The following is a 23,331-nucleotide window of genomic DNA, read 5'->3' as shown; positions in this document are numbered from 1 at the left end:
ACGCGCGCCCGGAGCGGACCCTGAGCGCGGGCCGGGGAGGCTCAGGGGCCTCCCCGGGCCGTCGGCTCAGGCGTCGAGGCCGCGGCGCGCGAGGAGCGGCGCGATGTCGGCGTCGCGGCCGCGGAGCTCCCGGAACGACTGCAGCGGGTCCTGCGAGCCGCCGCGCGCGAGCAGCACGCGGCGGAAGCGCTCGCCGTTCTCGCGCGACAGGCCGCCGTTCTCGCGGTACCACTCGACCGTGTCGGCGTCGAGGACCTCGGACCAGATGTACGAGTAGTACCCGGCCGCGTACCCGCCCCCGAACACGTGGTTGTAGTACGTCGTGCGGTAGCGCGGCGGGACGGGCGCGAACGCGACGCCCGCCGCCTCGAGCGCGGCGGCCTCGAACGGCACGACGTCGGCCTCCGACGCGGGGACGCCGTCGGGCCCGACCTGGTGCCAGGCCTGGTCGAGCAGCGCCGCGGCGAGGTACTCGGTCGTGCCGAAGCCCTCGTTGAACTGGCGCGAGGCGAGCATCGTGTCGACCCACTCGGCAGGCATCGGCTCGCCCGTGACGTGGTGCACCGCGTAGGAGCGCAGGACCGACGGCTCCCACGCCCACATCTCGTTGACCTGCGAGGGGTACTCGACGAAGTCGCGCGGCACCTCGGTGCCGGACTGCGACGGGTAGCGCACGTCGGAGAACAGGCCGTGCAGCGCGTGCCCGAACTCGTGGAAGAGCGTGATGACCTCGTCCCACACGAGCAGCGTGGGCTGGCCGGCCGGCGGCTTGACGATGTTGAGGTTGTTGACGACGACCGGCTTCTGCCCGAGCAGGTGGTTCTGGTCGACGAGGTTGTTCATCCAGGCGCCGCCGCGCTTGGACTCGCGCGTGTACCAGTCAGCGAGGAAGAGACCCAGGCCCTGGCCCGGCTCCCCCGGCGTCTCGGCGTCGAACACCTCGAAGACGCGCACGTCCGGGTGGTACCCGACGAGGTCGTGGCGCTCGGCGAAGGAGATGCCGAACAGGCGGTTCGCGGCCAGGAACACGCCGTCGTGCACGACGCGCTCGAGCTCGAGGTACGGGCGCAGCAGCGCGTCGTCGAGCGCGTAGCGGTCCTTGCGCACGCGCTCGGCGTAGAACGACCAGTCGGACGCGCGCAGCGTCGCGCCCGGCTCGTCGGCCCGCAGCGCCGTCTCGAGGTCGGCCGCCTCGCGGCGCGCGTTCGCGACGGCGGCAGGAGCGAGCCGCCCGAGCATCGCGTTCACGGCCTCGGTCGTCTTGGCGGTCGCGTCCTCGGCGACGTACGCGGCGTGGTGCTCGTAACCGAGCAGGCGTGCGCGCTCGGCGCGCAGGCGCACGGTCTCGAGCACGATCTCGCGCGTGTCGTGGTCGTCGCCGGTCGCACCGCGCGACTCCGACGCCTGCTGCACGCGCTCGCGCACGTCGCGGCGCGCGAGCGAGGCGAGGACGCCCTGCTGGGTGGGGAGCTGCATCTCCAGCAGCCACGCGCCCTCGTGCCCCCGCGCGGCGGCGGCCGCCGCCGCGCCCGCGACGGCGTCCTCGGCCAGGCCGTCGAGCTCCGCGCGGTCGGTGACGAGCACGCTCGCGGCGTTCGCGCCGGCGAGCAGCTTGCGGCCGAACGCGGCCTCGAGCGTGGTCAGGCGGCCGTTGAGCGCGCGCAGGCGCTCCTGCTGCTCCGCGTCGAGCTCCACGCCCGAACGGCGGAACCGGACGAGCAGCGTGCGGAGCAGCCACGCGGCGTCCGGCTCGAGGGTCTGCTCGCCGGCGTCCACCGCGTCCTGGAGCGCGCGGGCGCGGGCGTAGAGGCGCGCGTCCATGTAGATCGCGTCGTGGTGCGCGGCGAGCTCGGGCGCGAACTCCTCCTCGATCTGCTCCAGGCCCGGCGTCGCGTCGGCCGAGAGCTGGTTGTAGAACGCGTTGAGCACGCGCGCGAGGTCGCGGCCCGACCGCTCGAGCGCCTCGAGCACGCTCGCGGCGGTGGGCGGCGCGTCGTCGCTCGCGATCGCCTCGATCGCCGCGCGCTGCGCGGCCGTCGCGGCCCGCAGCGCCGGGAGGTAGTGCTCCTCACGGATGGCGTCGTAGTCGGGCAGCTCGTACGGCAGCACCGACGGCGCCGCGAACGGGTTGGCGGGGTCGAGGTCGAGAAGGGCCGGCGCGGTGGTGGGCGCGGGCGCGTCGGCGCGCGTCGTGGGCTCGGAGGTCATGGTGCCCATCTTGGCCCGCGGGCGGGCACGACGGAAACGGATACCTCGCCGCCCGGGAGCGCCGTGGCGGTACGGCGTCAGGCCGCGCGGCCCGACGGCGGCGCGTCCGCCGGCCACGGCTCCGCCGGCTCGCGCGGGTCGTCGGGCAGGAGCGTGCCGAGCCACGCGTCACGTCGCTCGCCGCGCTGCAGCGCGAAGCCGCGCACCGTGCCCTCGACCCGGAAGCCGAGGCGCCACGCGGTCCGGCGCGAGGGCCAGTTGCCGACGTACGCCTGCCAGAAGAGCCGCGCGAGACCCGCCCCCTCGGGGTCGAGAGCCCAGTCGACGACGAGGCGGCCCGCAGCCGTCATGAGGCCCCGGCCCCGGGCACCGGGGGCGGTCCAGTAGCCGATCTCGGCCGACCGCCGGCCCTCGGGCGCGTCGTCGAGGCTCAGGCCGATCATGCCGAGGACCGGGCCCACGCCGTCGGGACCGGGGATGCCCGAGCGGCCCGCGCTCTCGCGCACGCCCCACGTGAGGACGTTGCCACGCTCCCACCCGGGACCGACGTACTCCTCGACGAACTGCACCGCGTCCGCGCGCGTGTACGGCGACGGCACCACCGTCCATGCGGCGACGTCGGGGTCCTGGCACGCGGCCGTGATCGCGTCGACGTCGTCGAGGGTCGGGGTGGACAGGTGGACGCGGCCGTCGTCGAGGGCGAAGGGGTGCACCCGCCCGAGCCTGGCACGCCGTGCCGCGCGGCGTCATCCGGAATCGCCGCCCGGAAGATCGCAGCGACGGCCGCGCTCGACCGTGCCCGGACCCGGGTGGGTCACCGGCGCAGGGCGTCCTCCACGGGCGTCCACGGCAGGTCGTGCGCGGCGGCCACCGCCGCGTTGAGGAGCGTGCCGCGGTGGGTGGACGCCCCCGACCGCAGGAGCGGGTCCTCCCGCAGCGCGTCGACCCCGGCGTCCGCGAGCGCCGCGAGGTACGGGAGCGTCGCGCTGGTCAGCGCGAGCGTGCTCGTCACGGGGACCGCGCCGGGCATGTTCGCGACGCAGTAGAACGTGGTGCCGTGGACGGCGAAGGTCGGGTCGTCGTGGGTCGTCGGCCGCGACCCCTCGAAGCACCCGCCCTGGTCCACGGCGACGTCCACGAGCACGGCGCCGGGCCGCATCCGCGCGACGAGGTCGTCGGTGACGAGGCGCGGGGCGCGCGCCCCCGCGACGAGCACGGCGCCGACGACGAGGTCGGCCTCCAGCACCTCGCGCTCGATCGCGTACGCGCTCGACACGACGGTGCGCACGTGCCCGGAGAACTCCCGGTCGACGGCGCGCAGCACGGGCAGCGCGAGGTCGACGACCGTGACCTCGGCGCGCATGCCGACGGCGATCTCGGCGGCGTGGCGCCCCGCGGTGCCGCCCCCGAGCACGACGACCCGGCCGGGTCGCGTCCCGGGCACGCCGCCGAGCAGGACGCCGCGGCCGCCTGCCGGGCGCTGGAGGAGCCACGCGCCGACCTGGGTCGCCATGCGTCCGGCGACCTCGCTCATGGGCGCCAGGAGCGGGAGGGTGCCGTCCGGGGCCCGGGCGGTCTCGTAGGCGACCGCGGTGGTGCCGGCGTCGAGCAGGGCGCGCGTGCACGCCGCGTCGGCCGCGAGGTGGAGGTAGGCGAAGAGCAGGAGGTCGTCGCGCAGGAAGCGGTGCTCGCTCGCGACCGGCTCCTTGACCTTGCAGACGAGCTCCGCCTCGCCCCAGACCTCCTCGGCGGTCGGCACGATGCGCGCTCCCGCGCTCTCGAACTCCGCGTCGGGCAGGTGGGAGCCGGTCCCGGCCCCGGACTGGACGAGCACGTCGTGCCCGGCCCGTACGAGGTGGTGCGCGCCGGCGGGGGTGAGCGCGACGCGGTCCTCGTGGTTCTTGACCTCGGTGGGTATCCCGATCCTCATGGTCCAGTGTGGCCGCAGGCTGCCGTCGTGCGCAGGGTGGCAGGATCTTGTGCCTGCGTGTCCTGCCTGCCACTCGTCCGGCCCCGCCGTCGTTGCCAGGGTGGGCGGGTGGACCCGACGACCTCCCGCACAGCCCGGCCCGCCCCGACGGGCGGCCCGGCCTCCCCCTCCGGACGGGATCTGCCCGCCAGCCCGCTCGACCGGTCCCCGACGGGCACGCTGGGCCTCGCGCGCGGCAGCGCGCTCTACGTCGCGAGCGTCCTCGGGACCGGCGTCCTCGCGCTGCCGGGCCTCGCGACGCGCGTCGCCGGGCCCGCGTCCGTGCTCGCCGTCGCGCTCGTCCTCGTGGCGAGCGTGCCGCTCGCGGGGACGTTCGCCGCGCTCGCCGCACGGCACCCCGACCGGGGCGGGGTCGCGAGCGCGGTGCGTGCGGCGCTCGGCCCGACGGCGGCCCGCGCCACCGGGTACTGGTTCTCCTTCGGTGTGTGCGCGGGCGTCCCCGTCGTCGCGGTGCTCGGGGCCGAGTACGTCGTCGCCGTCGTCGGGGCGGACCGCGCGGTCGTCCCGGTCGTGGCGGTCGCGCTCGTCGTCGTGCCGGCGCTCGCCGTCGCGCTCGGGGTGCGCGTGGCGGGCGCCGTCCAGCTCGGCCTGACGACGCTCCTGCTCGCGGCCGTCGTCGTGGTCGTCGCCGCGGCGGCGCCGGCGGCGAGCGCCGAGCGCTTCACGCCGTTCCTCAGCGAGGGGTGGTCCGGCGTGGGCTCCGCCGTGAGCCTGTTCGTGTGGGCGTTCGCGGGGTGGGAGGTCGGCACGCACGTCTCGGCCGACTTCCGCGACCCGCGGCGCACGATCCCCGCCGCGACGGGCGTGGCGCTCGTCGTGGTCGGCGTCGCGTACCTGGCGCTCCAGGTCACGACGGTCGGGGTGCTCGGGACGGACGCGGGGACGGGGACGGTCGCGCTCCTCGACCTCGCGCGCGTGGGCGCGCCCGGCGCGGGTCCGGTGCTCGTGGGCGTCGTCGCCGCGGTCGTCACGTCCGGGGTGCTCACCGCCTACCTCGCCGCGTTCGCGAACCTCGGGCAGGCGCTCGCCCGGGACGGCGACCTCCCGCGCCCCCTCGCCGCGCTCGCGGGCCGTGCCGGGGTGCCGCGCCGCGCGCTGGCCGTCACGCTCGCTCTCGCTGCGGGCTACCTCGCGGTGCTCGTCGCCACGGGGCTCGACCTCGAGCCGTTCGTCCGCGTCCACACGAGCAGCATGGTGGCCGTCTACGCGCTGGGCATGGTGGCGGCGCTGCGCCTGCTCCCCCGACGCTCTCCCGGCTGGTGGCTCGCCGCGGTCGCGACGGCCCTGACGGCGGTGCTGCTGCTCCTCGCGGGGGCGTCGCTCGTCGCACCGGCGCTGCTCGCCGCGGCCGCGGTCGTGGTGACGCTCGTCCGTCGTGGCGCCGCGCGTGCACGGGCCGACGGCCGGTCGGCCGGGCCCGAGGCCGGCTGACCGGGCCGCGCGGAAATCGCCCGGGCGGCCCGTTCCCCGCGTCCGCGCTCTCCGCTACGGTCGACGCCATGCCCACGTGGACGGACCCCGGCCCGGTGGAGTTCGACGCCGTGGTGGTCGCCGCCGGGACACGGTCGGGAGCGTTCGTCACGCTCCCCGTCGACGTCCTCGACCTGTTCGGGACGCGCGGCCGGGTCCCCGTGCTCGCGGCGGTCGACGACGTCGCGTACCACGCGTCCCTCGTCGCCTACGGCGGCCCGCACCTGCTCGCGGTGCTCCGGTCCGTGCGAGCCGCGACCGGCAAGGACGTCGGGGACACCGTGCACGTCTCGGTCCGGCTCGACGCGGGGGTGTCCGCCGTCCCGCGGTGATCCCGGTCGCCTCCCCGCGACGCGGCACCGCACGGGTCGACGCGCCTCGGCCCCGCGCCGCCCCGGAGGCGCGGCGGTCAGCTCGTCGCGCCCTCCGGGGGCGGCGGCGTGACGCCCGGGCCGACGTCCCCGAGGGCGATCTCCTTCGCCGTCGGCAGCTCGTCCTCCATCGGTGGGTCCTTGTGCCGCAGGTGCGAGAACACCGACCACGCGACCGCGACGAGCGGCACCGACACGACCGCGCCGAGGATCCCGGCGAGCAGGGTGCCGGCCGTCACGGCGATCGCGACCACCACCGGGTGGAGCGACACCTGCTTGCCCATGACGAGCGGCTGCAGCACGTGACCCTCGAACTGCCCGATGAGCGCGATGCCGATCGTCACGATCAGCGCGATGAGGAAGCCCTTGGCCGCGAGCGCGACGATCGCGGCGATGATCATCGCGAGCGGGGCGCCGATGATCGGGATGAACGCCCCGATGAACACCAGGACGGCGAGCGGCGCCGCGAGCGGGACGCCGAGGATCGCGAGGAAGATCCCCGCGAGGATGCCGTCGACGAGCGCGATGATCACCGTGCCGCGCGCGTAGCCGGAGAAGGTGTACCAGCCGGCGCCGCCCGCGATCTTCCAGCTGTCGCGCGAGCGCGACGGGAGCTGGTTGAGGAACCACGTCCACATGTCCTTGCCGCGGGCGAGGAAGAAGACCGTGCAGAAGATCGCGAGCGCGATGGCCGCGAACGCCTCGAAGACGGAGCCCGCGCTCGCCGCGGCCTGGCTCGCGATGTCGCCGCCGTGCTCCGTGAGCCACTGGCGCCCGTTGTCGATCCAGCCGTTGACGTCGTCCGCGGTGATCGTGACCGGCAGCGGGCCGTTCTCGAGGAAGTCGAAGATCTGCTCGATGCCCTGGTCGAACTGCTCCGCGAGGCTCTGCCACTGGCCCGCGACCGACGTGATGACGTACGTCAGCAGGCCCGCGAAGAAGAGCAGGGCCGTGAGGATCGCGAGCCCCGTGGCCAGGCCGCGCGGCATGATCCTGCTGTAGAAGTCGGTCACCGGCCGCAGGACGGACGTGATGACGAGCGCGAGGAAGACCGCGACGAACACGAGCTGCACCTGCGCGGTCGCGAAGAAGACGAGCGCGACCGCCGCGACGATCATGAGCAGGCGCCACGACCAGCCGGCCGTCGTGCGCAGCCAGGCGGGCACGGTCTCGTCGTACCCCACCACCGACGGGTTGCGGCGCGCTCCCGCGACCTTGCGCGCGGCGCTCGACGCCCCGGCGAGGTGCTTGACCGACGCCGCCGAGCGGTCGGTGCCGGAGCCCGGCCGTGCTGTCGGTGCCGGGCCTGCCGCGGGTCGCTGCTCGTCCGTCACGCGTGCCTCCGTCGCGTCGTGGCCACCATCCGCCCAGTCTGCCCCAGGTCGTCCCCGCACGCCGGGCGCCGCGCACGGCCCTGGTCGAGCTGGACGACGAGGTCGAGGTCGAGGTCGCGGCCCTGGTCCGGGCCGTGACGGCGATGTGAGAACCACCCCCGAACCGTGCTATGTTTTTCCCCGCACCGGAACGGCGGAAACGCCGGGAAGGTCCACTCGTCCGGGTGGCGGAATGGCAGACGCGCTAGCTTGAGGTGCTAGTGCCCTTTATCGGGCGTGGGGGTTCAAGTCCCCCTCCGGACACCATGATCGAGGCCCCTGGCCTGCGGAGACGCAGACCAGGGGCCTTCGTCGTGCCCCGGGCACATGCTCCACCGTCCGGTCGAGCCGTGGGCACGGCGCGGACACGTGCTCGTTCGCCGGTCGCCGGGCGGCACGAGCGGCTAGCGTGTCACCGTGGGCGTCCTCACCAGGGGTGGCTGGCGGGCCGAGGCCGCGGTGGGGGTCGCCACCGCGATGCTCGGCGTGACCCTGGTCGTGCTGCGCGCGGACGCGGACATGCTCGGTCGTCCCGTCGAGGTCGAGGCGGCGGCGCAGGTCGTCGGCGCCGTGCTGCTCGTCGCGCTCGGCCGGTGGCCGCTCGGAGCGTACGTGGCGTGCACCGTCCTCAGCGCCTTCTCCCCCGTGGTCGCCACCGCGGTGTGCGCCTACCTCGTGGGCCGCGACCTGGCACCCACGCGCGCGGTCACGACGACCGTCCTGGGCGCCCAGGCCGGGGCCGTCGTGGTCTGGGTCGTCTCCGCGCGACCGTGGGAGGCGAGCCACCTGGTGGCGGTGGTGGCCGTGACGCTGCTGGCGTGGCTCCTGGGAGGTGCCGCCCGGACCACGGCAGACGCGGCGCGGGCGCGCCAGGACGCGGAGATCGTCCGGGAGACGCAGCTCGCCGACGCGGTCCGTCGCGGAGAGCGGGACCGTCTCGCGCGCGAGATGCACGACGTCGTCGCCCACCGCATCTCGCTCATCGTCCTGAGCGCGAACCGCATCGAGGCGGGGTCCGCGCCCGACCCCGGCGCGGTCGCCGCGCAGATCCGGCAGACCGGGCGCGCCGCGCTCGACGACATGCGCGAGGTGCTCGGACGGCTCCGCCACGACGTCGCCGCACCGGACCTCGCTCACCTGTCCCTCCCGGAGATCGACGGACTGGTCACGGAGATGCGGCAGGTGGGCCAGCCGGTCGACGCGCGCGTCACGGCGGCCCACCGGGAGCCTCCCGACGTCGCCGAACGCACGGCGGTGCTCGTCGTGCGCGAGGCGCTCACCAACGCCGTCCGCCACGCGCCCGGCGCACGCACGACGGTCGACGTCGCGGACGAACCGGCGACGCTCCGCGTACGGGTGGCCAACGCCCGTCCGGCGCGCATCCCCGAGCAACCGCTGACGACGGGCGGGCACGGGCTCGACGGGCTGCGCGAGCGCGTGGACCTGCTGGCGGGCCGATGGAGCGCCGGGCCCGCGCCGGACGGAGGCTTCGCCGTGGAGGCGGTCATCCCGAGGGCAGAGCCATGATCCGGGTCGTCGTGGTCGACGACGAGGTCCTCTTCCGCGAGGGCCTGGTGGAGCTCCTCCAGGGGGACCCCGACATCGACGTCGTCGGGCAGGCGGGCGACGGCCGAGCAGGCGTCGCCGCCGTCCAGGCGCACCGCCCCGACGTCGTGCTGCTGGACATGCAGATGCCCGTCATGAACGGCCTCGACGCCACCGTCGAGATCCGACGCACGAACCCGGCCGTCGCCGTGCTCGTCCTGACCAGCTTCCAGTACGACGAGTACGTGCTGCCCGCGCTGCGCGACGGCGCCGCCGGGTACCTCCTCAAGGACTCGTCCACCGCGGAGCTGCGCCACGCGGTGCACGTCGCCGCCGCGGGCGAGGCGATCCTCTCGCCCGCCGTGACGCGTCGGCTGCTCGACGCCCTCGGCGACCGTCTGCCCGTCCACGACGACCACGCGCACCGCGCCGTCGACCGACTGAGCGCCCGCGAGCGCGACGTCCTCGGGTGCGTCACGGCCGGGATGTCGAACGCCGAGGTCGCCCGACGCCTCTACATGTCGGAGACCACGGCCAAGACCCACCTCGCGCACGCGATGGCCAAGCTCGGGGCCACGAACCGGACCCAGGCCGCGATCATCGGCTTCCAGGCCGGCCTCCAGCCCCCGTGACGCGTGCGATGGACGACGACCGGCCACGGTGGTGTCGTGGTGGGTCGGGACGACGAGCACCCTGCCGCACCTGCGACGCCTCGGCGTCATCCCGCCCGGTCACGAGGGCGAACCCGCTCCGGACGTCGAAGAGCCGAGGTACCGCTGATGAGCGCACTCCTGGACACCGCATCGGGTCCCGTCGAGAGCGGACCGACGCTGCGGAAGGTCGCGGTGGTCGGACTGGGCTATGTCGGGCGACCGCTCGCGCTGGAGCTGTACCGGCACGGTCATCACGTCGTCGGCTACGACCTCACCGCGGGGCGCCGGACGCAGGCCGCACGCGACGCCGCCACCGTGACACCGCGCGAGGGTGCGCGGTTCCGGACCGTGCGCAGCCCCGCCGCGCTCCGAGGCTGCGACGCGTTCGTCGTCGCCGTCCCCACACCCGTCGGCGACGACGACCGCCCGGACCTGTCCGCGGTCGAGGCCGCCTGCCGCGACGTCGGCGGCGCCCTCGCGCCCGGCAGCCTCGTATCGTTCGAGTCCACCGTGCACCCCGGCGTCACCCGAGGGGTGTGCGTGCCGATCCTGGAGGAGCGCTCCGGCCTGGTCGCGGGGCGCGACTTCCACGTGGCCTTCTCCCCCGAGCGGATCGCGCCCGGCGAGGTCGGGCTCACCGAGGTCGTCAAGGTGGTGGGCGGCCTCGACGAGGCGTCGTCCCGGGCGGCGTGGGACCTGTACGAACCCGTGGTCGCGGCAGGGCTCGTCGCCGTCTCCAGCCTGGAGGCGGCCGAGCTGACCAAGCTCGTCGAGAACGGTCAGCGCGACGTCAACATCGCGTTCATGAACGAGGTGAACGAGTACGCCCACGCCCTCGGGGTCGACCTCGCCGAGGTGCTGGCGGCCTGCCGCACGAAGTGGTCGTTCAAGGACTTCCGCCCCGGGCTGGTCGGCGGCCACTGCATCGCGGTCGACCCGTACTACCTCCTCGACCACGCCGCCTCGATCGGCGTCGACATGACGGCGACGGCCTCCGCACGAGCGACGAACGCCCGCTACCACCAGCGGCTGGCCGACCGGATCGAGGCGCTGGTCGCGGGTCGCGGCGAGCGCCCGCGGGTCGTGGTCTACGGCACGACCTACAAGCCGGACGTGGACGACACCCGCAACTCCGGGCCCCTGCGCCTGGCCGCGCACCTGCGGGAGCGAGAGTTCGACGTCACCACCCTCGACCGGCTCGTCGACGACCCCGCGCACGTCGCGGCGGTCCTGGCCGGGCCCCGGTCGTCGCGTCTCGTCGTGGTCGCCGTCGTGCACGCTGCGCACCGGGCGCGCCTCGCGGGCGACCTGGACGTCCTCGCCGGCGAGGACGGGCTGGTCGTGTCGCTCACCCCGGCGGCGGGCCGCGACGTGGTCCCGGAGCGGCTGGAGCTCACCGCGCTCCTGTGACAGGCGCCGTACCGGCTCGCGGAACCCGACCGATCGGAGGAGGGGCCGCGCCCGTTCGGACGAGGAGCCGGAGGGGTGCCGGGCCCGAACCTTGAGATGTCAACGAACGCCGCGCACGCGGCGGAGGGATCTCAAGGAAGGCACGACCATGAGCGAGGACTTCGGACCTGCAGGGATGGCCGGAGCGCCGGTCGCGACCGTCGCCCTGGCGACGACGGGCGCGAGCGTGACCTGGGTGGCGATCGCGGGGGCCGCGACCGTGCTGCTCGGGATTATCCTGGTGCGTGTCGCCCGTCGCCGGTCGCGCGACCGCGGCAGCGAGGCCCGCTGACTTCGCCCGAGAGGGCACGGGAGGTCGTCATGACCGCGATCAGCACCGCACCGCGCTCGGCCCGCTACGCCGGGACGGCCGCACGCGTCGTCATGGCGGGCGTCGGGCTCGCGATCGCCGGCTACGCCTCCTGGCGCCTGCTCTCCCTGCTCGGCGTGACGACGGCGGTCACGGTCGTCTACTTCGTCGGCCTGCTGATGGTGGTGTGGGAGGCCTTGACGGCGTCGCTCGAACGCACCGTCGTCGCCACGCCGGGCGAGCAGGTCGAGCTCGCCCGGTTGCGGGTCGTGGCCCTCGTCCCGGCGTACAACGAGGACGAGGCGGCCCTGCGCGACTGCCTCGACTCCATGCTGCGTCAGACCCGCCGTCTCGACGCCGTCTGCGTCACGGACGACGGCTCGACCTCGGGCGACTACGCGCCGGTGCGCGCGTGGTTCGAGAAGGCGGCCGCCGAGCTCGGGATCGTGGCGCACTGGGTCCGCACCCCGAACGGCGGCAAGCGGCACGCCCAGATGACCGGGGTCGACGCCGAGCCCGACGCGGACATCTACCTCACCGTCGACTCGGACACGGTGCTCGACGCCGACGCCGTGCACAACGCCCTCCCCCCGTTCACGGACGCCCGGGTCCAGTCGGTCGCGGGGGTCATCCTCGTCTCCAACTACGGCACCAACCTCCTGACCCGCATGCAGGAGCTGTGGTTCGTCGCGCTGCAGATGGTCAGCCGCGGCGCGATGTCTCGCATGGGCTCGGTGATGGTGAACTCCGGCGGCTGCGCGTTCTACCGCGGGGACGTCCTCCGGGACAACAAGGAGACCTACCTCGGCGAGACGCTCCTGGGCCGCGAGATGCATGCCTCGGACGACTCGCTGCTGACGCTCTTCGCGCTCCGGCGTGGCCGGACCGTCGCGCAACCCAACGTGTTCGCGTTCACGCTCATGCCGACGACCATGTCCCACCACCGGCGCCAGCAGCTGCGATGGATGCGGGGATCGACGATCCGTGCGGCATGGCGAGCGCGATACCTGCCCGTCGGTCGGTTCGCGTGGTGGTACCACACGCTGAGATGGATGCAGTACGGAGCGGTGACCGCCGTGATGGTCGCGCTCGTGGTCACCGGCGCTATCTTCCAGGCCGCGATCCTCTGGCAGTCGTTGGTGATCCTCGTCGCGGCGCAGCTCGTCCTGACGTCGCCGTACCTGACGCTCCGCCGCTCGGACCAGAGCCGTGCCCAGCGGTTCGCCGTCTACGCCACCGCCCCCCTGGTGGGTCTGTGGCAGGCCACGTTCCTCCGGGCGCTGCGCTGGTACGCGATCCTCACGGCGCGCAAGGCGGCGGTCGGGTGGGGCACCCGCGGCACGATCGAGATCACGGCCGACCCCGACCGGTCCGCCCCGTAGTCGTCGCGCCGGGCCGCGGCCGGAGCGCAGCCGGCGAGACCGTCGACGGGGAACGCGGACGTCATGCCGGGCCCTCGGGAGCCGCGTCGTCCGGACGGTCGGCGGACACGCCGGCGTCCTCGACGAACCGGGGTCGGCAGGCGAACCAGCCGGCCACGACCCCCGGGACGGCGGTCGCGGCGAGCACGACGAGCGGGACGGTCCACGAGCCGGTCGCCTCGCGCAGCAGGCCGAGCCCGAGGGGCCCGAAGCAGGCGAGCCCGTACCCGATGCCCTGGACGAAGCCGGACACGGCCGACGCCGCCTGGGCCGTCCGCGTGCGCCGGTTGATGAGCGTCATGCACAGGGGGAAGGTGCTCACCCCGATGCCGAGCGCGCACACCCACACCGCCGTGCCGTCGAGCGGGGAGAGCAGGAGGCCCAGGTACCCGGCGACGAGCACCACCGAGCACGCGACCACGACGACGAACGGGTTCGTCATCCGGGTGGCGACCTGGGGCACCACCAGCGCCGCGAGCACGCCCCACGCCGAGTACAGCGCGACCATGGAACCGCCGAGCGCGGCGCTGCCCCCGGCGTCGGTGAGGACCGCCGGCACCCACGTGATGATCGCGTAGTTCGACAGCGACATCATGGCGAAGAGGCCGACGAGGCCCCACGCGGTGGACGACCGGCCCACCCGGAGGCGCGCGCCGGCCGCCGCGACGGGTGCGGGCGCGTGGTGGGCGGCGGGCAGCCGGAGCGCGAGCAGGAGCCAGACGACGGCGGCCACGGCGGCGGGCCCGGCCCAGAGCCCCACGGACACGCGCCAGCTGCTCGCCTCGGCGACCGGGACCGCGAGCAGCGGGGCGACGAACTGCCCCGTCTGCATGAGGAGGAGGTAGAGCGAGGTCCACAGCGCGAGCCGGTCGGAGAACCAGGCCTTCACCAGCGGCACGATGACGACGTTGGCCGCCCCGATGCCCGCGAGCGCGAGCACCGTCGACAGGACGAGCACGGTCGTCGTCGGGGAGGACGCGCGCAGCACGAGAGACAGCGCGGTGAGAGCGAGGGCCACGGTCGCCGTGCGCTCGAGCCCGAACCGCCGCGTGACCGCGGGCGCGAGGAAGCCGAACACGGCGAACGACGCCGCGGGGACCGTGCCGAGCAGCCCCGCGACGCCGACCCCGAACCCGAGGTCGGCGCCCACCATCTCCAGCAGCGGGGTGAACCCGGTGACCGCCGTCCGGAGGTTGAGGGCCGTCAGCCCGACGGCGAAGCCCGCCCAGAGCGTGAGGCGTCCGGGGCGCACGCGGGGCCGGGAGGGAGAGAGGGTGGTCACGCTACACTCCACACTGAGGTCGGCGGATGATGGGATCATGGGATGAATCTGGAGCAGTCTGGCACAGGCGGACCGATGCGTCGAGTAGGCCTCATCGACCAGGCCGCGGCGCGCTTCCGGGACGAGATCGTCTCGGGTCGCTGGGCGGTCGGCGAACGGATCCCCACGGAGGCCGCGCTCGTCGCGGAGTTCGGCGTCGGGCGCAACACCGTGCGCGAGGCGCTGCAGTCGCTCGTCCACGCGGGGCTGCTGCGCCGCGAGCAGGGCCGCGGCACGTTCGTCATCTCGAGCTCCGAGCTGACCGGCACCCTGGAGCGCCAGCTCGCGGGCGGCAGCCGCCGCCACTACCTCGAGCTCCGCCTCGCCCTCGACAGCACCGCCGCCTCGCTCGCCGCGGCGAGCCGCTCGGACGACGACGTCGAGCACCTGCGCGAGCTGCGCGACCGGCGGGAGGCGGCCTGGGAGGCCGACGACCGCGACGCCCGCGCGCGCGCCGACCTCGACCTGCACCGCGCGATCGTGGCCGCGACGCACAACCCGCTCTACGTCACGCTCTACTCGAGCATGCTCGACGTCTTCACCGTGCACATGCGCGACGAGGAGAACGCGGACGACGAGGCGGCGCACCGTCACCACCACGAGCTGGTCGAGGCCGTCGCACGGCAGGACGCCGCCGGGGCCGCGGCAGCGGTCGCCGCGATCTTCGACCCGTTCCTGCCGCTCGCGGACGCCGGACCCTCCCCCATCCGCTGAGGCACGGCGCCCGGCCGGGCGGCAGGACGCGCCGGGACAGCGAGAGGCCCCGTCGTGTGGAGCGACGGGGCCTCTCGATCCGCTGTCTCATTCGGATCCCGCCGGCGCTCTCACGCCGGAAGCATGGCCCCGAGCCTACCGCTCCCGTCCGGGTTCGCGTGCCGTAGCGTCGGGGCGTGACCGCGCCCACCCCCGGCGACGACCGGGCGGAGCTCCTCTGGCTGCCCGTCGGGGCGGGGGGCCACGTCGTCCGCCGCACGAGCGCCGCGTGGGAGCGCGCCGCCGCGCTGCTCGCGCGGCGGCGCCCCCGCCGGCTGTTCCACGCGGCGCTGGGGCTGCGGTGCGACGGGGTGCCGTACGTCGTCGAGATGACCCCTGCGTGGGGCGGCCCGCCGTGCGACCGTGGCGTCGTCGTGACCGGCCCCGTGGGTCTGCGGCCGCTGGGCCGCTCCCGCTGGTTCCGGTACGAGGTGCGCTGCTGGGCGCACGGCGCGATCCCCGACCGGGAGCACGCCGTCGGGCCACCCGTCCTCGTCACGCGCGACGCCGCCGCGGTCGCGCGGATCCTGCGGGCCGTGCGTGGCGTCCCGCCGCTCACGTGGGGTCGGCGGCCGCCCGGCGGGGGCGAGATGTGGAACTCGAACTCGCTCGTCGCGTGGTCCCTCGCCCAGGCAGGGCTCGCGACCGACCACGTCCCCCCGGGCGGTGGGCGCGCACCGGGATGGGACGCGGGCGTCCGGTTGGCCGCGAGGACCGCCACCGCCTGACCGTCGTCGTCCCCGCAGGGGCCGCGCCCCGTCCCGCCCGGCCACCCCGTCCCGCCCGGCCACCCCGTCCCACCCGGGCACGACCTCCTCCTCCCCGAGGAGGAGGCGGGAGGGTCGCGGATCTCCGCCGACCGCCCGAGCCGGGGCCCCGCGGGCGTCCGTAGCGTCGACGGCGGCGGTGCCCGACGACCGGGCCCGCGGACGACGGGAGGACCGATGATCCAGGTGGAGGCGCTGACGAAGCGCTACGGACCCACGACGGCGGTGGACGGGCTGACGTTCACGGCGCGGCCCGGGACCGTGACGGGCTTCCTCGGCCCGAACGGTGCCGGGAAGTCCACGACGATGCGCGTCGTCGTCGGGCTGGAGCGCCCGACCTCCGGCACGGCGACCGTGGACGGCCGCCGGTACGCGGACCTGCCGGCGCCCCTGCGCGCGGTCGGGGTCATGCTCGACGCGCGCTCCGTGCACCCGGGCCGCACGGCGTTCCGCCACCTGACGGCGCTCGCCCGCACCCACGGGATCGGGCGGGCGCGCGTGGACGAGGTGATCGGGATGACCGGCCTCGAGAGCGTCGCGGGGCGGCGTGCGGGCACGTTCTCGCTCGGGATGGGCCAGCGCCTCGGCATCGCGGGCGCGCTCCTCGGCGACCCCGGGACGCTCGTCCTCGACGAGCCCGTCAACGGCCTGGACCCCGACGGCGTGCTGTGGGTGCGCGGGCTCGTGCGCGGTCTCGCGGCGGAGGGCCGCGCGGTGCTGCTGTCGTCGCACCTCATGCACGAGCTCGCGCTGTGCGCCGACCGCGTCGTCGTCATCGGCCAGGGCCGGCTGCTCGCCGACGCGCCGGTGCAGGAGCTCGCGGGCGCGGCGGGCTCGCTCGAGGAGGCGTACCTGCGGCTCACCGCCGACGCCGTCCAGTACCGCGGCCGTGCCGCGGGCGAGACCGGTCTGGCGTCGGCCGGAGGTGCCCGATGACCGCCCCCACCGCACCGACCGCGTCGTCAGGGCGTGCGCACCCGGCGGTGCCCCGGCCCGCGAGCGCCGGTGGCCCCACGCTCCCCCGTGCCGTCGCCGCGGAGTGGACGAGGCTGACGAGCCTGCGCTCGTCGTGGTGGGCGGCCGCGATCACCGTCGTCGTCTCGGCCGTGCTGACGTACCTCTCGGCCCAGGCGTCGTCCGTGGACCCGGGGTTCGACCCGCTCGGCTCCCTCACGTCGGGCCTGCTGCTGGCCCAGGTGCCGCCCCTCGTCCTGGGCGTCCTGGTCGGGACGGGCGAGTACAGCACGGGCACGTTCCGCACGACGTTCGTCGCGGAGCCGCGGCGCTGGCCCGTGCTCGTGGGGCAGACGGCGGCGACCGCCGCGTTCGCGCTGCTCACCGCGGTGCTCTCGGTCGGGGCGGCGGTGCTCGCGCTGCTGCCGTCGGCCCGCGCGCGCGGCCTCGCGCTCGACCTCGGCCGGGACGGCACGCCGCAGGTCCTCGTCGGGATGGCGCTCCTGCTCGCCGGCATGGCGCTGCTCGGCCTCGCGATCGGCGCGCTCGTGCGGCGGCCCGTCCCCGCGCTCACCGCGGCGGTGCTCGTCGTGCTCGTGCTGCCGGTCGCGCTCGTGCTGGCGGCCGACCTGTCGGGCGACCCGCTCGCGGTGCCCGCGGGCGTCTCGTCGGCGCAGGCGGCGGTGAACACGGTCGTCACGTTCCTCCCCACCGGGGCGGCGTCCCTGCTCACGGGCGAGGGCGCGGTCGAGGGCGCACCCGACCTGGGTGCCGTCGGCGGAGGGCTCGTCCTCGCGGCGTGGGTCCTCGTCCCGCTCGCCCTGGCCGCCGTCCGCCTGCGCACGCGGGACGTGGTCTGACGTGGCCGCCACGATCCCCCCGACGGCCCCGGCACCGGCCCGCACCCCGCCCGCGCCCGACCGGCCGCAGGTGACCCTGCCCCGGGTGCTCGCGGCGGAGTGGGACAAGCTGACGAGCCTGCGCTCGACGGCCTGGCTCGCGCTCGCGACCGTCGCCGCGGCGGCGGGGACGGCGTGGGCGCTGGGCGCGTTCGCCCGGCCCGACGCCGGGTCCTCCGGGGCGCCGCTCGCCGTCGCGGGGTCCGTGCTCGCCCAGCTCGGCTTCCTCGTGCTCGGCGCGGGCGTCGGCGCCGGAGAGTTCCGGACCGGCACCGCGCGCGTGACGTTCGCCGCGGTCCCCCGCCGCCTGCCCGTGCTCGCGGCGCAGGCGCTCGTGACGACGGCGGCCGCGCTCGCCGTCGCGGCCCTCGCGCTGGGTGCGGCGCTCGCCGCGACCGCCGAGCAGCGCGCGGACGCCGCGCTCGTGCTCGACCTCGCGGACCGCGAGACGCTGCGCGTGCTGGCGGGCTTCGTGCTCTACCTGACCGGGGTCGCCCTCGTGGGCCTGGGCCTGGGGGCGCTCGTGCGGCGGCCGGACGGGGCGCTCGTCGGCGGGGTCGTGCTGCTCGTCGTGCTCGACCACGTGCTCGCGACGAACCCGGGACGCGTCGCGGACACGGCGCGCGCCCTCCTGCCCGGTGCGGGCGCGCGCCTGCTGCAGGACGACGCCCGGCTCGCCGCCCTCGACGCGACGACCCTGGGACCGCACCTCGGCACGTGGGGCGGAGGCCTCGTCCTCGCGACGTGGGCCGCCGCGCTGCTCGCCGCGGCGGCGTACCGGCTGCGGCGCCATGACGTCGTCTGACGCGCCCCGCGACGGCCGGTGGGAGAGTAGGCCCGTGCCCTCGTCGCCCCTCGCCCTCCCGTCCGCACCCGGGGCGCACGACGGCGGCCCGCGCGCCGAGCCCGACGTGCGGCGGCGCGGCGCCGTCGGCCGCGTGCTCGCGCGGCACCCGTGGGCGACCGACCTCGCGCTCGCAGGCGCGGTCGCGCTGCTCGGGCTCGTCACCGCGGCGGTCGCGCTCGCGACGGTCGAGGGGTCCACCGGGCTGGGGCTGTTCCGCCCCGACGAGCCCGTGGCCCAGGTGGTCGTCGCGGCCTGGCTCGTCGGCGCCGCCCTCGGGGCGGCCCTGCTCCTGCTCCGGCGGTCGCGCCCGCTGACCGTCACGGCGGCCCTCACCGTGCTGGCCGTCGCCTCGCTCGCGACGGCGGGCGTGCTCGGCGTGCTCGGCGTGTGCCTCGCGTGCACGGTGCACACCGTGGCCGCCGAGCGCGCGCCCCGCACGGCGTGGGTCGTGTGCGGAGCTGTGCTCGCCGTCGTCGTGGCGGCGCTGTGGTGGTGGCAGGACATCGGCCTCGCCGAGATGCTGCTGTGGAGCGACCCGATCGTCCTGCCGGACGGCGACCCGGTGCGCGACCTCGCGCAGCCTCCCTTCTCCCCCGGCCGGCGCTCGGTGTCGGTCCTCCTCCTGCTCGCGCTCCTGCTGCTGGGGATGGCCACGGGGTCGGGGGCACGCGCACGGCGGCTGCACGACGAGGACCTCGTCGCGCGCTACCGCGCCATGGCGCGCGACCGCGACCAGAGCGCGGCGCTCGCCCGGGCCGCCGAGCGGGCGCGGATCGCGCGCGAGATGCACGACGTCGTCGCGCACAGCGTGTCCGTGATGGTCGCGCTGTCCGACGGCGCGGGCGCGGCGCTCGACCGGGCGCCGGACCGCTCGCGCGAGGCCCTGCACGAGCTGTCCCGCACGGGACGGGACGCGCTGGCCGACATGCAGCGCGTCCTCGGCGCGCTCGACCCCGAGGAGGGCGGCGACGGGGCGGGCACCCCGGTCGAGCCGACCGGGACGGACCTCGCGGCCGTCGTCGCACGGTTCCGCGCGGCGGGCGTGCCCGTCGCCGCGAGCGGCCTCGACGTCGCGCTGCCTGCGGACACGTCGCTGCGGCTCGGGGCCGTGCGCATCGTGCAGGAGGCACTGACCAACGTGCTGCGGCACGCGCCCGGGACGCCCGCGGCCGAGGTCGTGGTGCGGCGCTCCGCGCGCGCGGTCGAGATCGACGTCCGCGACGAGGGCGGCACGCGCCTGGCGACCGGCGGCGGGACCGGGCGCGGGATCGTGGGCATGCGCGAGCGCGCCGCGCTGCTCGGCGGCGTCGTCGAGGCGGGGCCGCGACCGGGCGGCGGCTGGGCGGTGCACGTGGTCCTGCCCTGCGACCCGGGCGAGGTCGGGGCGCGGAGCGCCCCCGAGCAGGAGCACCCGCACCGCGACGTGCACGACGACGAGGGAGGACGACCGTGACGACCGTGCTGCTCGTCGACGACCAGGCGCTGCTGCGGATGGGCTTCCGGCTCGTCATCGAGTCCGAGCCCGACCTCGAGGTGGTGGGCGAGGCCTCCGACGGACGCGTCGCGCTCGACCAGGTCGCGGCACTCGCCCCCGACGTCGTCGTCATGGACGTCCGGATGCCCGGCATGGACGGCATCGAGGCGACCCGGCGCGTCGTCGCCGAGCACCCCGGGACGCGCGTGCTCGTGCTCACGACGTTCGACGTGGACGAGTACGCGTTCGCGGCGCTGCGCGCCGGGGCGAGCGGGTTCCTGCTGAAGAACGCGCGCCCGCACGAGCTCGTCGAGGCGATCCGCACCGTCGCGGCAGGCAGCTCGGTCGTCGCGCCCCGCGTGCTGCGCCGCATGCTCGACCTCTTCGCGCCGCACCTGCCCGCGGGCGAGCAGCCGGCCGTCGACGACGGCCTCGACCCCCGGCTGCGCTCCCTCACGCCGCGCGAGCTCGACGTGCTGCGGTGCGTGGCCGAGGGGATGTCGAACGCCGAGATCGCCGACCGCCTCGTGCTGTCCGCGACGACCGTGAAGACGCACGTCGGCAACCTGCTGGCCAAGCTGGGCGTGCGCGACCGGGTGCAGGCCGTGATCGTCGCGTACGAGAGCGGGCTCGTGGGGCCGCGCGGCTGAGGCCCGGGCGGCACGCGCGTCGAGCGCGGGCGTCGGCGGCACGTCGCGCACCGGTGCCGCGCCGCCGCGGGGCGTTCACCCCCGCCGGGTGAGGACCCCGCCCGAGCCCGCTGCGACGGTGGGACGAGCGCCCGAGAGGAGCCGAGGATGACGGCTGCACCGATCCCCCGACAGCAGGCACCGGCCCCCGCGGGCCCCTGGCACACGGCACCGCCCGAGGCGGTGTGCGCGGCGCTCGACGTCGACCCGGCCGTCGGGCTGACGTCCGCGCAGGTCGCCGAGCGGCGCGCGCGCTACGGGCCGAACGCGCTCGCGCAGGAGCGCAAGGAACGGCCGTGGCAGGCGTTCCTGCGCCAGTACCGCGACCTCATGCAGCTCGTCCTCGTCGGCGCGGCGGTCGTGAGCATCATCGCGCTCGGGGACGTGACGACCGGCGTCGTCGTGCTCGCCCTCACCGTCCTCAACGCGCTCATGGGCCTGCACCAGGAGGGCAAGGCGGCCCAGAGCGTCGCCGCACTCCAGCAGATGCTCGTCATGACGGCCACCGTGCGCCGCGACGGGCGCCAGGAGCAGGTTCCCGCTGAGGAGCTCGTGCCGGGCGACGTCGTCGGGTTCGAGGCGGGCGGCAAGATCCCCGCGGACGGGCGGCTGCTCGTCGCCGCCTCGCTCGAGATCGAGGAGGCCGGGCTCACGGGCGAGAGCACGCCCGTCGCGAAGGGCGTCGCGGCGGTCACGGCCGACGACGCCCCCCTCGGCGACCGCACCGACATGGCGTACATGAACTCCCAGGTCACGCGCGGCCGCGGCGAGATGGTCGTGACCGCCACGGGCATGACGACCGAGGTGGGCCGCATCTCCGGGATGCTCAGCGGGGTCGAGCAGGACAAGACCCCGCTCACGCGCCAGCTCGACCGCATCACGGTGATCATCACGGTCATGGCGGCGGTCGCCCTCGTCGTGGTCGTCGTGCTGGGGCTCGTGCGCGGCGAGGACTTCGACAGCCTCTTCGTGGTCGGGATCAGCCTGGCGATCGCCGCGATCCCGACGGGGCTGCCCGCCGTCGTGACGATGCTCCTGTCGCTCGGCACGCGCCGCCTCGCCGAGGAGGGCGCGATCGTCAAGCGCCTCAAGTCCGTCGAGACGCTCGGGTCGACGTCGGCGATCTGCTCCGACAAGACCGGGACGCTCACGCTCAACCAGATGACCGCGCGCCGGCTCGTGCTCGCCGGGCGCCGGTTCTCCGTCGACGGCGAGGGCTACTCCACGACCGGCCGCATCCTCGCGGCGGCCGGGTCGACCGACGTCCCGCTCGAGCCGGTCGCGCTCCCGCTGGCGCTCGCGAGCGACGCCGTCGTGCGCGACGGCGAGTGCATCGGCGACCCCACGGAGGGCGCGGTCGTCGTGCTCGCGGCCAAGGCCGGGCTCGACGTCGAGGAGACGCGCGCCGAGCACCCGCGCGTCGCGGAGGTCCCGTTCGACGCCGCGTACAAGCTCATGGCGACGTTCCACGAGATCGACGGCGAGCTCGTGTGCTTCGTCAAGGGCGCCCCGGACGTGCTGCTCGCCCGCTCGGCCCGGTACCTCACGGCCGACGGCGGGTCGGCGCCCCTCGACGACCAGGGCCGCGCGCGCGTCCTCGCGGAGAACGACGCGCTCGCGGGCGAGGGCATGCGGGTGCTGGCCGTCGCGCGGCGCACCGTCGCGCGCGACGAGCTCGGGGGCGACCTGCTCGACGCGGTGCGCGACCTCGAGCTCCTCGCGCTCGTCGGGATCGTGGACCCTCCGCGCCGCGAGGCGCGCGACGCGATCGCCGAGTGCCGCGACGCCGGCATCCGGGTACGGATGATCACGGGCGACCACGTCACCACGGCCGCGGCGATCGCCGGGCAGCTCGGGATCGAGGGGCGCGCGCTCACGGGCGCCGAGTTCGCCGCGATGTCCGACGCGCAGCTCGAGGCGGAGGTCGGCGAGATCGGCGTGGTCGCGCGCGTGGCGCCCGAGGACAAGGTGCGGCTCGTCGACGTGCTCAAGCGCAAGGGCGACGTGGTCGCGATGACGGGCGACGGAGTGAACGACGCCCCCGCCCTGACGCGCGCGGACATCGGCGTCGCGATGGGGATCACGGGCACCGAGGTGACGAAGGACGCCGCCGAGATGATCCTCACCGACGACAACTTCGCCACGATCGTGGCGGCGGTCGAGGGCGGCCGCGGTCTCTACGACAACCTCATGAAGTACATCCGCTTCCAGATGGTCGTCCTCGTCGGGTTCATCCTCACGTTCGTCGGCGCGGGCATCTTCACCGTGGCCGGGGGCACCCCGCTCACGCCGCTGCAGATCCTGTGGGTCAACTTCGCGATCGACGTGCTGCTCGCCGTCGGCCTCGGCTTCGACGCCGCGACGCCCGGCCTCATGCGGCGTCGGCCCCGCCCGCCCACCGAGCCGGTCATCGGGCGCGCGCTCGGCGTGCGGCTCGCCGTCGGGGGCGTGCTCATCGCCGTCGGCACGCTCGTCGCCGTCGCGTGGGGAGAGGCCGACGCCGACCTCGCGGTCGCGACGACGATGGGCCTCACCGCGATGTCGCTCCTGCACGTCGTCGCCGCGCTCGAGTGGCGCGACCCGCGGGCGAGCATCCTGTCGTCCGAGACGCTCGCGAACGGCCGCTTCGTCGTGCTCCTGCTCGCATCCCTCGGGCTCACGTTCCTCGTCACGACGCTCGACGGGCTGCAGCGGATCTTCGGCACCGTCGACCTCGACGGCGGCCAGTGGGGCGTGTGCGCGCTCGTCGCGCTCGCCTTCCTCGTCCTCGTCGAGCTCGGGAAGCTCGTGCTGCGCACGGTGGACCGGCGCCGCGCCTGAGCGCGTCTCCTCGGCAG

General features: G+C 75.7%; 20 protein-coding genes and 1 tRNA gene. 16 read left to right on the top strand and 5 right to left on the bottom strand.

The features are described from left to right. Positions 1 to 66: 66 nt before the first annotated feature. From BXA05_RS09000 to ald, 3 genes are all read right to left on the bottom strand, one after another. Complete coding sequence (locus tag BXA05_RS09000; RefSeq protein ID WP_076405010.1) at positions 67 to 2,208, bottom strand: M3 family metallopeptidase; 2,142 nt, start codon at positions 2,206 to 2,208, stop codon at positions 67 to 69. Between the two features lie 77 nt (positions 2,209 to 2,285). Then, complete coding sequence (locus BXA05_RS08995) at positions 2,286 to 2,921, bottom strand: GNAT family N-acetyltransferase (RefSeq protein ID WP_076404768.1); 636 nt, start codon at positions 2,919 to 2,921, stop codon at positions 2,286 to 2,288. 101 nt (positions 2,922 to 3,022) lie between these two features. Beyond that, entirely contained in the window at positions 3,023 to 4,138 is a 1,116-nt protein-coding gene (ald, locus tag BXA05_RS08990) for an alanine dehydrogenase (protein ID WP_076404767.1), read from the bottom strand. 108 nt (positions 4,139 to 4,246) lie between these two features. Here ald and BXA05_RS08985 point away from each other — a divergent pair, with 108 nt between their 5' ends. Beyond that, entirely contained in the window at positions 4,247 to 5,629 is a 1,383-nt protein-coding gene (locus tag BXA05_RS08985; protein WP_083711761.1) for an APC family permease, read from the top strand. A 68-nt stretch (positions 5,630 to 5,697) separates the two neighbouring features. Next, complete coding sequence (locus BXA05_RS08980) at positions 5,698 to 6,000, top strand: DUF1905 domain-containing protein (RefSeq protein WP_076404766.1); 303 nt, start codon at positions 5,698 to 5,700, stop codon at positions 5,998 to 6,000. 77 nt (positions 6,001 to 6,077) lie between these two features. Here the strand turns inward: BXA05_RS08980 and BXA05_RS08975 are convergent, their stop codons facing one another. Then, positions 6,078 to 7,226 carry an AI-2E family transporter gene (locus BXA05_RS08975; RefSeq protein ID WP_425291922.1) on the bottom strand — a complete coding sequence of 383 codons (1,149 nt, stop codon included), beginning with the start codon at positions 7,224 to 7,226 and terminating at the stop codon, positions 6,078 to 6,080. A gap of 365 nt (positions 7,227 to 7,591) precedes the next feature. Here BXA05_RS08975 and BXA05_RS08970 point away from each other — a divergent pair. The 6 genes from BXA05_RS08970 to BXA05_RS08950 all read left to right on the top strand — a co-directional run bounded on the left by BXA05_RS08970 (position 7,592) and on the right by BXA05_RS08950 (position 12,751). Then, positions 7,592 to 7,679: transfer RNA gene (locus BXA05_RS08970), tRNA-Leu, on the top strand. A 150-nt stretch (positions 7,680 to 7,829) separates the two neighbouring features. Further along, on the top strand, positions 7,830 to 8,939 hold the full coding sequence (locus BXA05_RS08965; protein ID WP_143311112.1) for a sensor histidine kinase: 1,110 nt from the start codon (positions 7,830 to 7,832) through the stop codon (positions 8,937 to 8,939). After that, complete coding sequence (locus tag BXA05_RS08960) at positions 8,936 to 9,589, top strand: response regulator (RefSeq protein ID WP_076404764.1); 654 nt, start codon at positions 8,936 to 8,938, stop codon at positions 9,587 to 9,589. Before BXA05_RS08965 ends, BXA05_RS08960 begins: the two co-directional genes overlap by 4 nt. A 147-nt stretch (positions 9,590 to 9,736) precedes the next feature. Further along, positions 9,737 to 11,020: a nucleotide sugar dehydrogenase gene (locus BXA05_RS08955; protein ID WP_076404763.1), complete on the top strand. Its 1,284-nt coding sequence runs from the start codon at positions 9,737 to 9,739 to the stop codon at positions 11,018 to 11,020. A gap of 148 nt (positions 11,021 to 11,168) precedes the next feature. Then, entirely contained in the window at positions 11,169 to 11,351 is a 183-nt protein-coding gene (locus tag BXA05_RS19720; protein WP_143311111.1) for an LPXTG cell wall anchor domain-containing protein, read from the top strand. A gap of 29 nt (positions 11,352 to 11,380) precedes the next feature. Then, positions 11,381 to 12,751 (top strand): glycosyltransferase family 2 protein, encoded by a 1,371-nt coding sequence (locus tag BXA05_RS08950; protein ID WP_143311110.1) that lies wholly within the window; start codon positions 11,381 to 11,383, stop codon positions 12,749 to 12,751. Between the two features lie 61 nt (positions 12,752 to 12,812). Here BXA05_RS08950 and BXA05_RS08945 read toward each other — a convergent pair whose 3' ends face one another. Beyond that, positions 12,813 to 14,072, bottom strand: coding sequence for an MFS transporter (locus BXA05_RS08945; RefSeq protein WP_076404762.1), 1,260 nt, complete (start codon positions 14,070 to 14,072; stop codon positions 12,813 to 12,815). Positions 14,073 to 14,147: 75 nt separating this feature from the next. Between BXA05_RS08945 and BXA05_RS08940 the strand changes: the two genes are divergently transcribed. From BXA05_RS08940 to BXA05_RS08905, 8 genes are all read left to right on the top strand, one after another. Next, a complete protein-coding gene (locus tag BXA05_RS08940) occupies positions 14,148 to 14,825 on the top strand; it encodes a FadR/GntR family transcriptional regulator (protein WP_061267717.1) in 678 nt (225 codons plus the stop codon). A gap of 176 nt (positions 14,826 to 15,001) precedes the next feature. Next, positions 15,002 to 15,592, top strand: coding sequence for a hypothetical protein (locus BXA05_RS08935; RefSeq protein ID WP_076404760.1), 591 nt, complete (start codon positions 15,002 to 15,004; stop codon positions 15,590 to 15,592). Positions 15,593 to 15,808: 216 nt separating this feature from the next. After that, a complete protein-coding gene (locus BXA05_RS08930) occupies positions 15,809 to 16,567 on the top strand; it encodes an ABC transporter ATP-binding protein (RefSeq protein ID WP_061267715.1) in 759 nt (252 codons plus the stop codon). After that, the gene (locus BXA05_RS08925; protein ID WP_076404759.1) at positions 16,564 to 17,445 is read left to right on the top strand and encodes an ABC transporter permease subunit; all 882 of its coding nucleotides are present in this window, start codon (positions 16,564 to 16,566) and stop codon (positions 17,443 to 17,445) included. Before BXA05_RS08930 ends, BXA05_RS08925 begins: the two co-directional genes overlap by 4 nt. Position 17,446: 1 nt before the next feature. Next, complete coding sequence (locus BXA05_RS08920; protein WP_244550426.1) at positions 17,447 to 18,289, top strand: hypothetical protein; 843 nt, start codon at positions 17,447 to 17,449, stop codon at positions 18,287 to 18,289. A 34-nt stretch (positions 18,290 to 18,323) separates the two neighbouring features. Further along, a complete protein-coding gene (locus BXA05_RS08915; protein ID WP_076404758.1) occupies positions 18,324 to 19,784 on the top strand; it encodes a sensor histidine kinase in 1,461 nt (486 codons plus the stop codon). Next, positions 19,781 to 20,455, top strand: a complete 675-nt coding sequence (locus tag BXA05_RS08910) for a response regulator transcription factor (protein WP_076404757.1) — start codon at positions 19,781 to 19,783, stop codon at positions 20,453 to 20,455. Before BXA05_RS08915 ends, BXA05_RS08910 begins: the two co-directional genes overlap by 4 nt. Before the next feature lie 147 nt (positions 20,456 to 20,602). Beyond that, positions 20,603 to 23,314, top strand: coding sequence for a cation-translocating P-type ATPase (locus tag BXA05_RS08905; RefSeq protein WP_076404756.1), 2,712 nt, complete (start codon positions 20,603 to 20,605; stop codon positions 23,312 to 23,314). Positions 23,315 to 23,331 lie beyond the last annotated feature (17 nt).

It is taken from the genome of Cellulosimicrobium funkei, from assembly GCF_900155925.1.
GTDB classification, from domain to species: Bacteria; Actinomycetota; Actinomycetes; order Actinomycetales; family Cellulomonadaceae; genus Cellulosimicrobium; species Cellulosimicrobium funkei.
This window is presented reverse-complemented; position numbering and strand designations above follow the sequence as displayed.

Coding starts and splice junctions, on each gene's coding strand:
- BXA05_RS09000 (WP_076405010.1), bottom strand. CDS start 2,208: ATGACCTCCGAGCCCACGACGCGCGCCGACGCGCCCGCGCCCACCACC.
- ald (WP_076404767.1), bottom strand. CDS start 4,138: ATGAGGATCGGGATACCCACCGAGGTCAAGAACCACGAGGACCGCGTC.
- BXA05_RS08980 (WP_076404766.1), top strand. CDS start 5,698: ATGCCCACGTGGACGGACCCCGGCCCGGTGGAGTTCGACGCCGTGGTG.
- BXA05_RS08960 (WP_076404764.1), top strand. CDS start 8,936: ATGATCCGGGTCGTCGTGGTCGACGACGAGGTCCTCTTCCGCGAGGGC.
- BXA05_RS08955 (WP_076404763.1), top strand. CDS start 9,737: ATGAGCGCACTCCTGGACACCGCATCGGGTCCCGTCGAGAGCGGACCG.
- BXA05_RS19720 (WP_143311111.1), top strand. CDS start 11,169: ATGAGCGAGGACTTCGGACCTGCAGGGATGGCCGGAGCGCCGGTCGCG.
- BXA05_RS08950 (WP_143311110.1), top strand. CDS start 11,381: ATGACCGCGATCAGCACCGCACCGCGCTCGGCCCGCTACGCCGGGACG.
- BXA05_RS08940 (WP_061267717.1), top strand. CDS start 14,148: ATGCGTCGAGTAGGCCTCATCGACCAGGCCGCGGCGCGCTTCCGGGAC.
- BXA05_RS08930 (WP_061267715.1), top strand. CDS start 15,809: ATGATCCAGGTGGAGGCGCTGACGAAGCGCTACGGACCCACGACGGCG.
- BXA05_RS08925 (WP_076404759.1), top strand. CDS start 16,564: ATGACCGCCCCCACCGCACCGACCGCGTCGTCAGGGCGTGCGCACCCG.
- BXA05_RS08905 (WP_076404756.1), top strand. CDS start 20,603: ATGACGGCTGCACCGATCCCCCGACAGCAGGCACCGGCCCCCGCGGGC.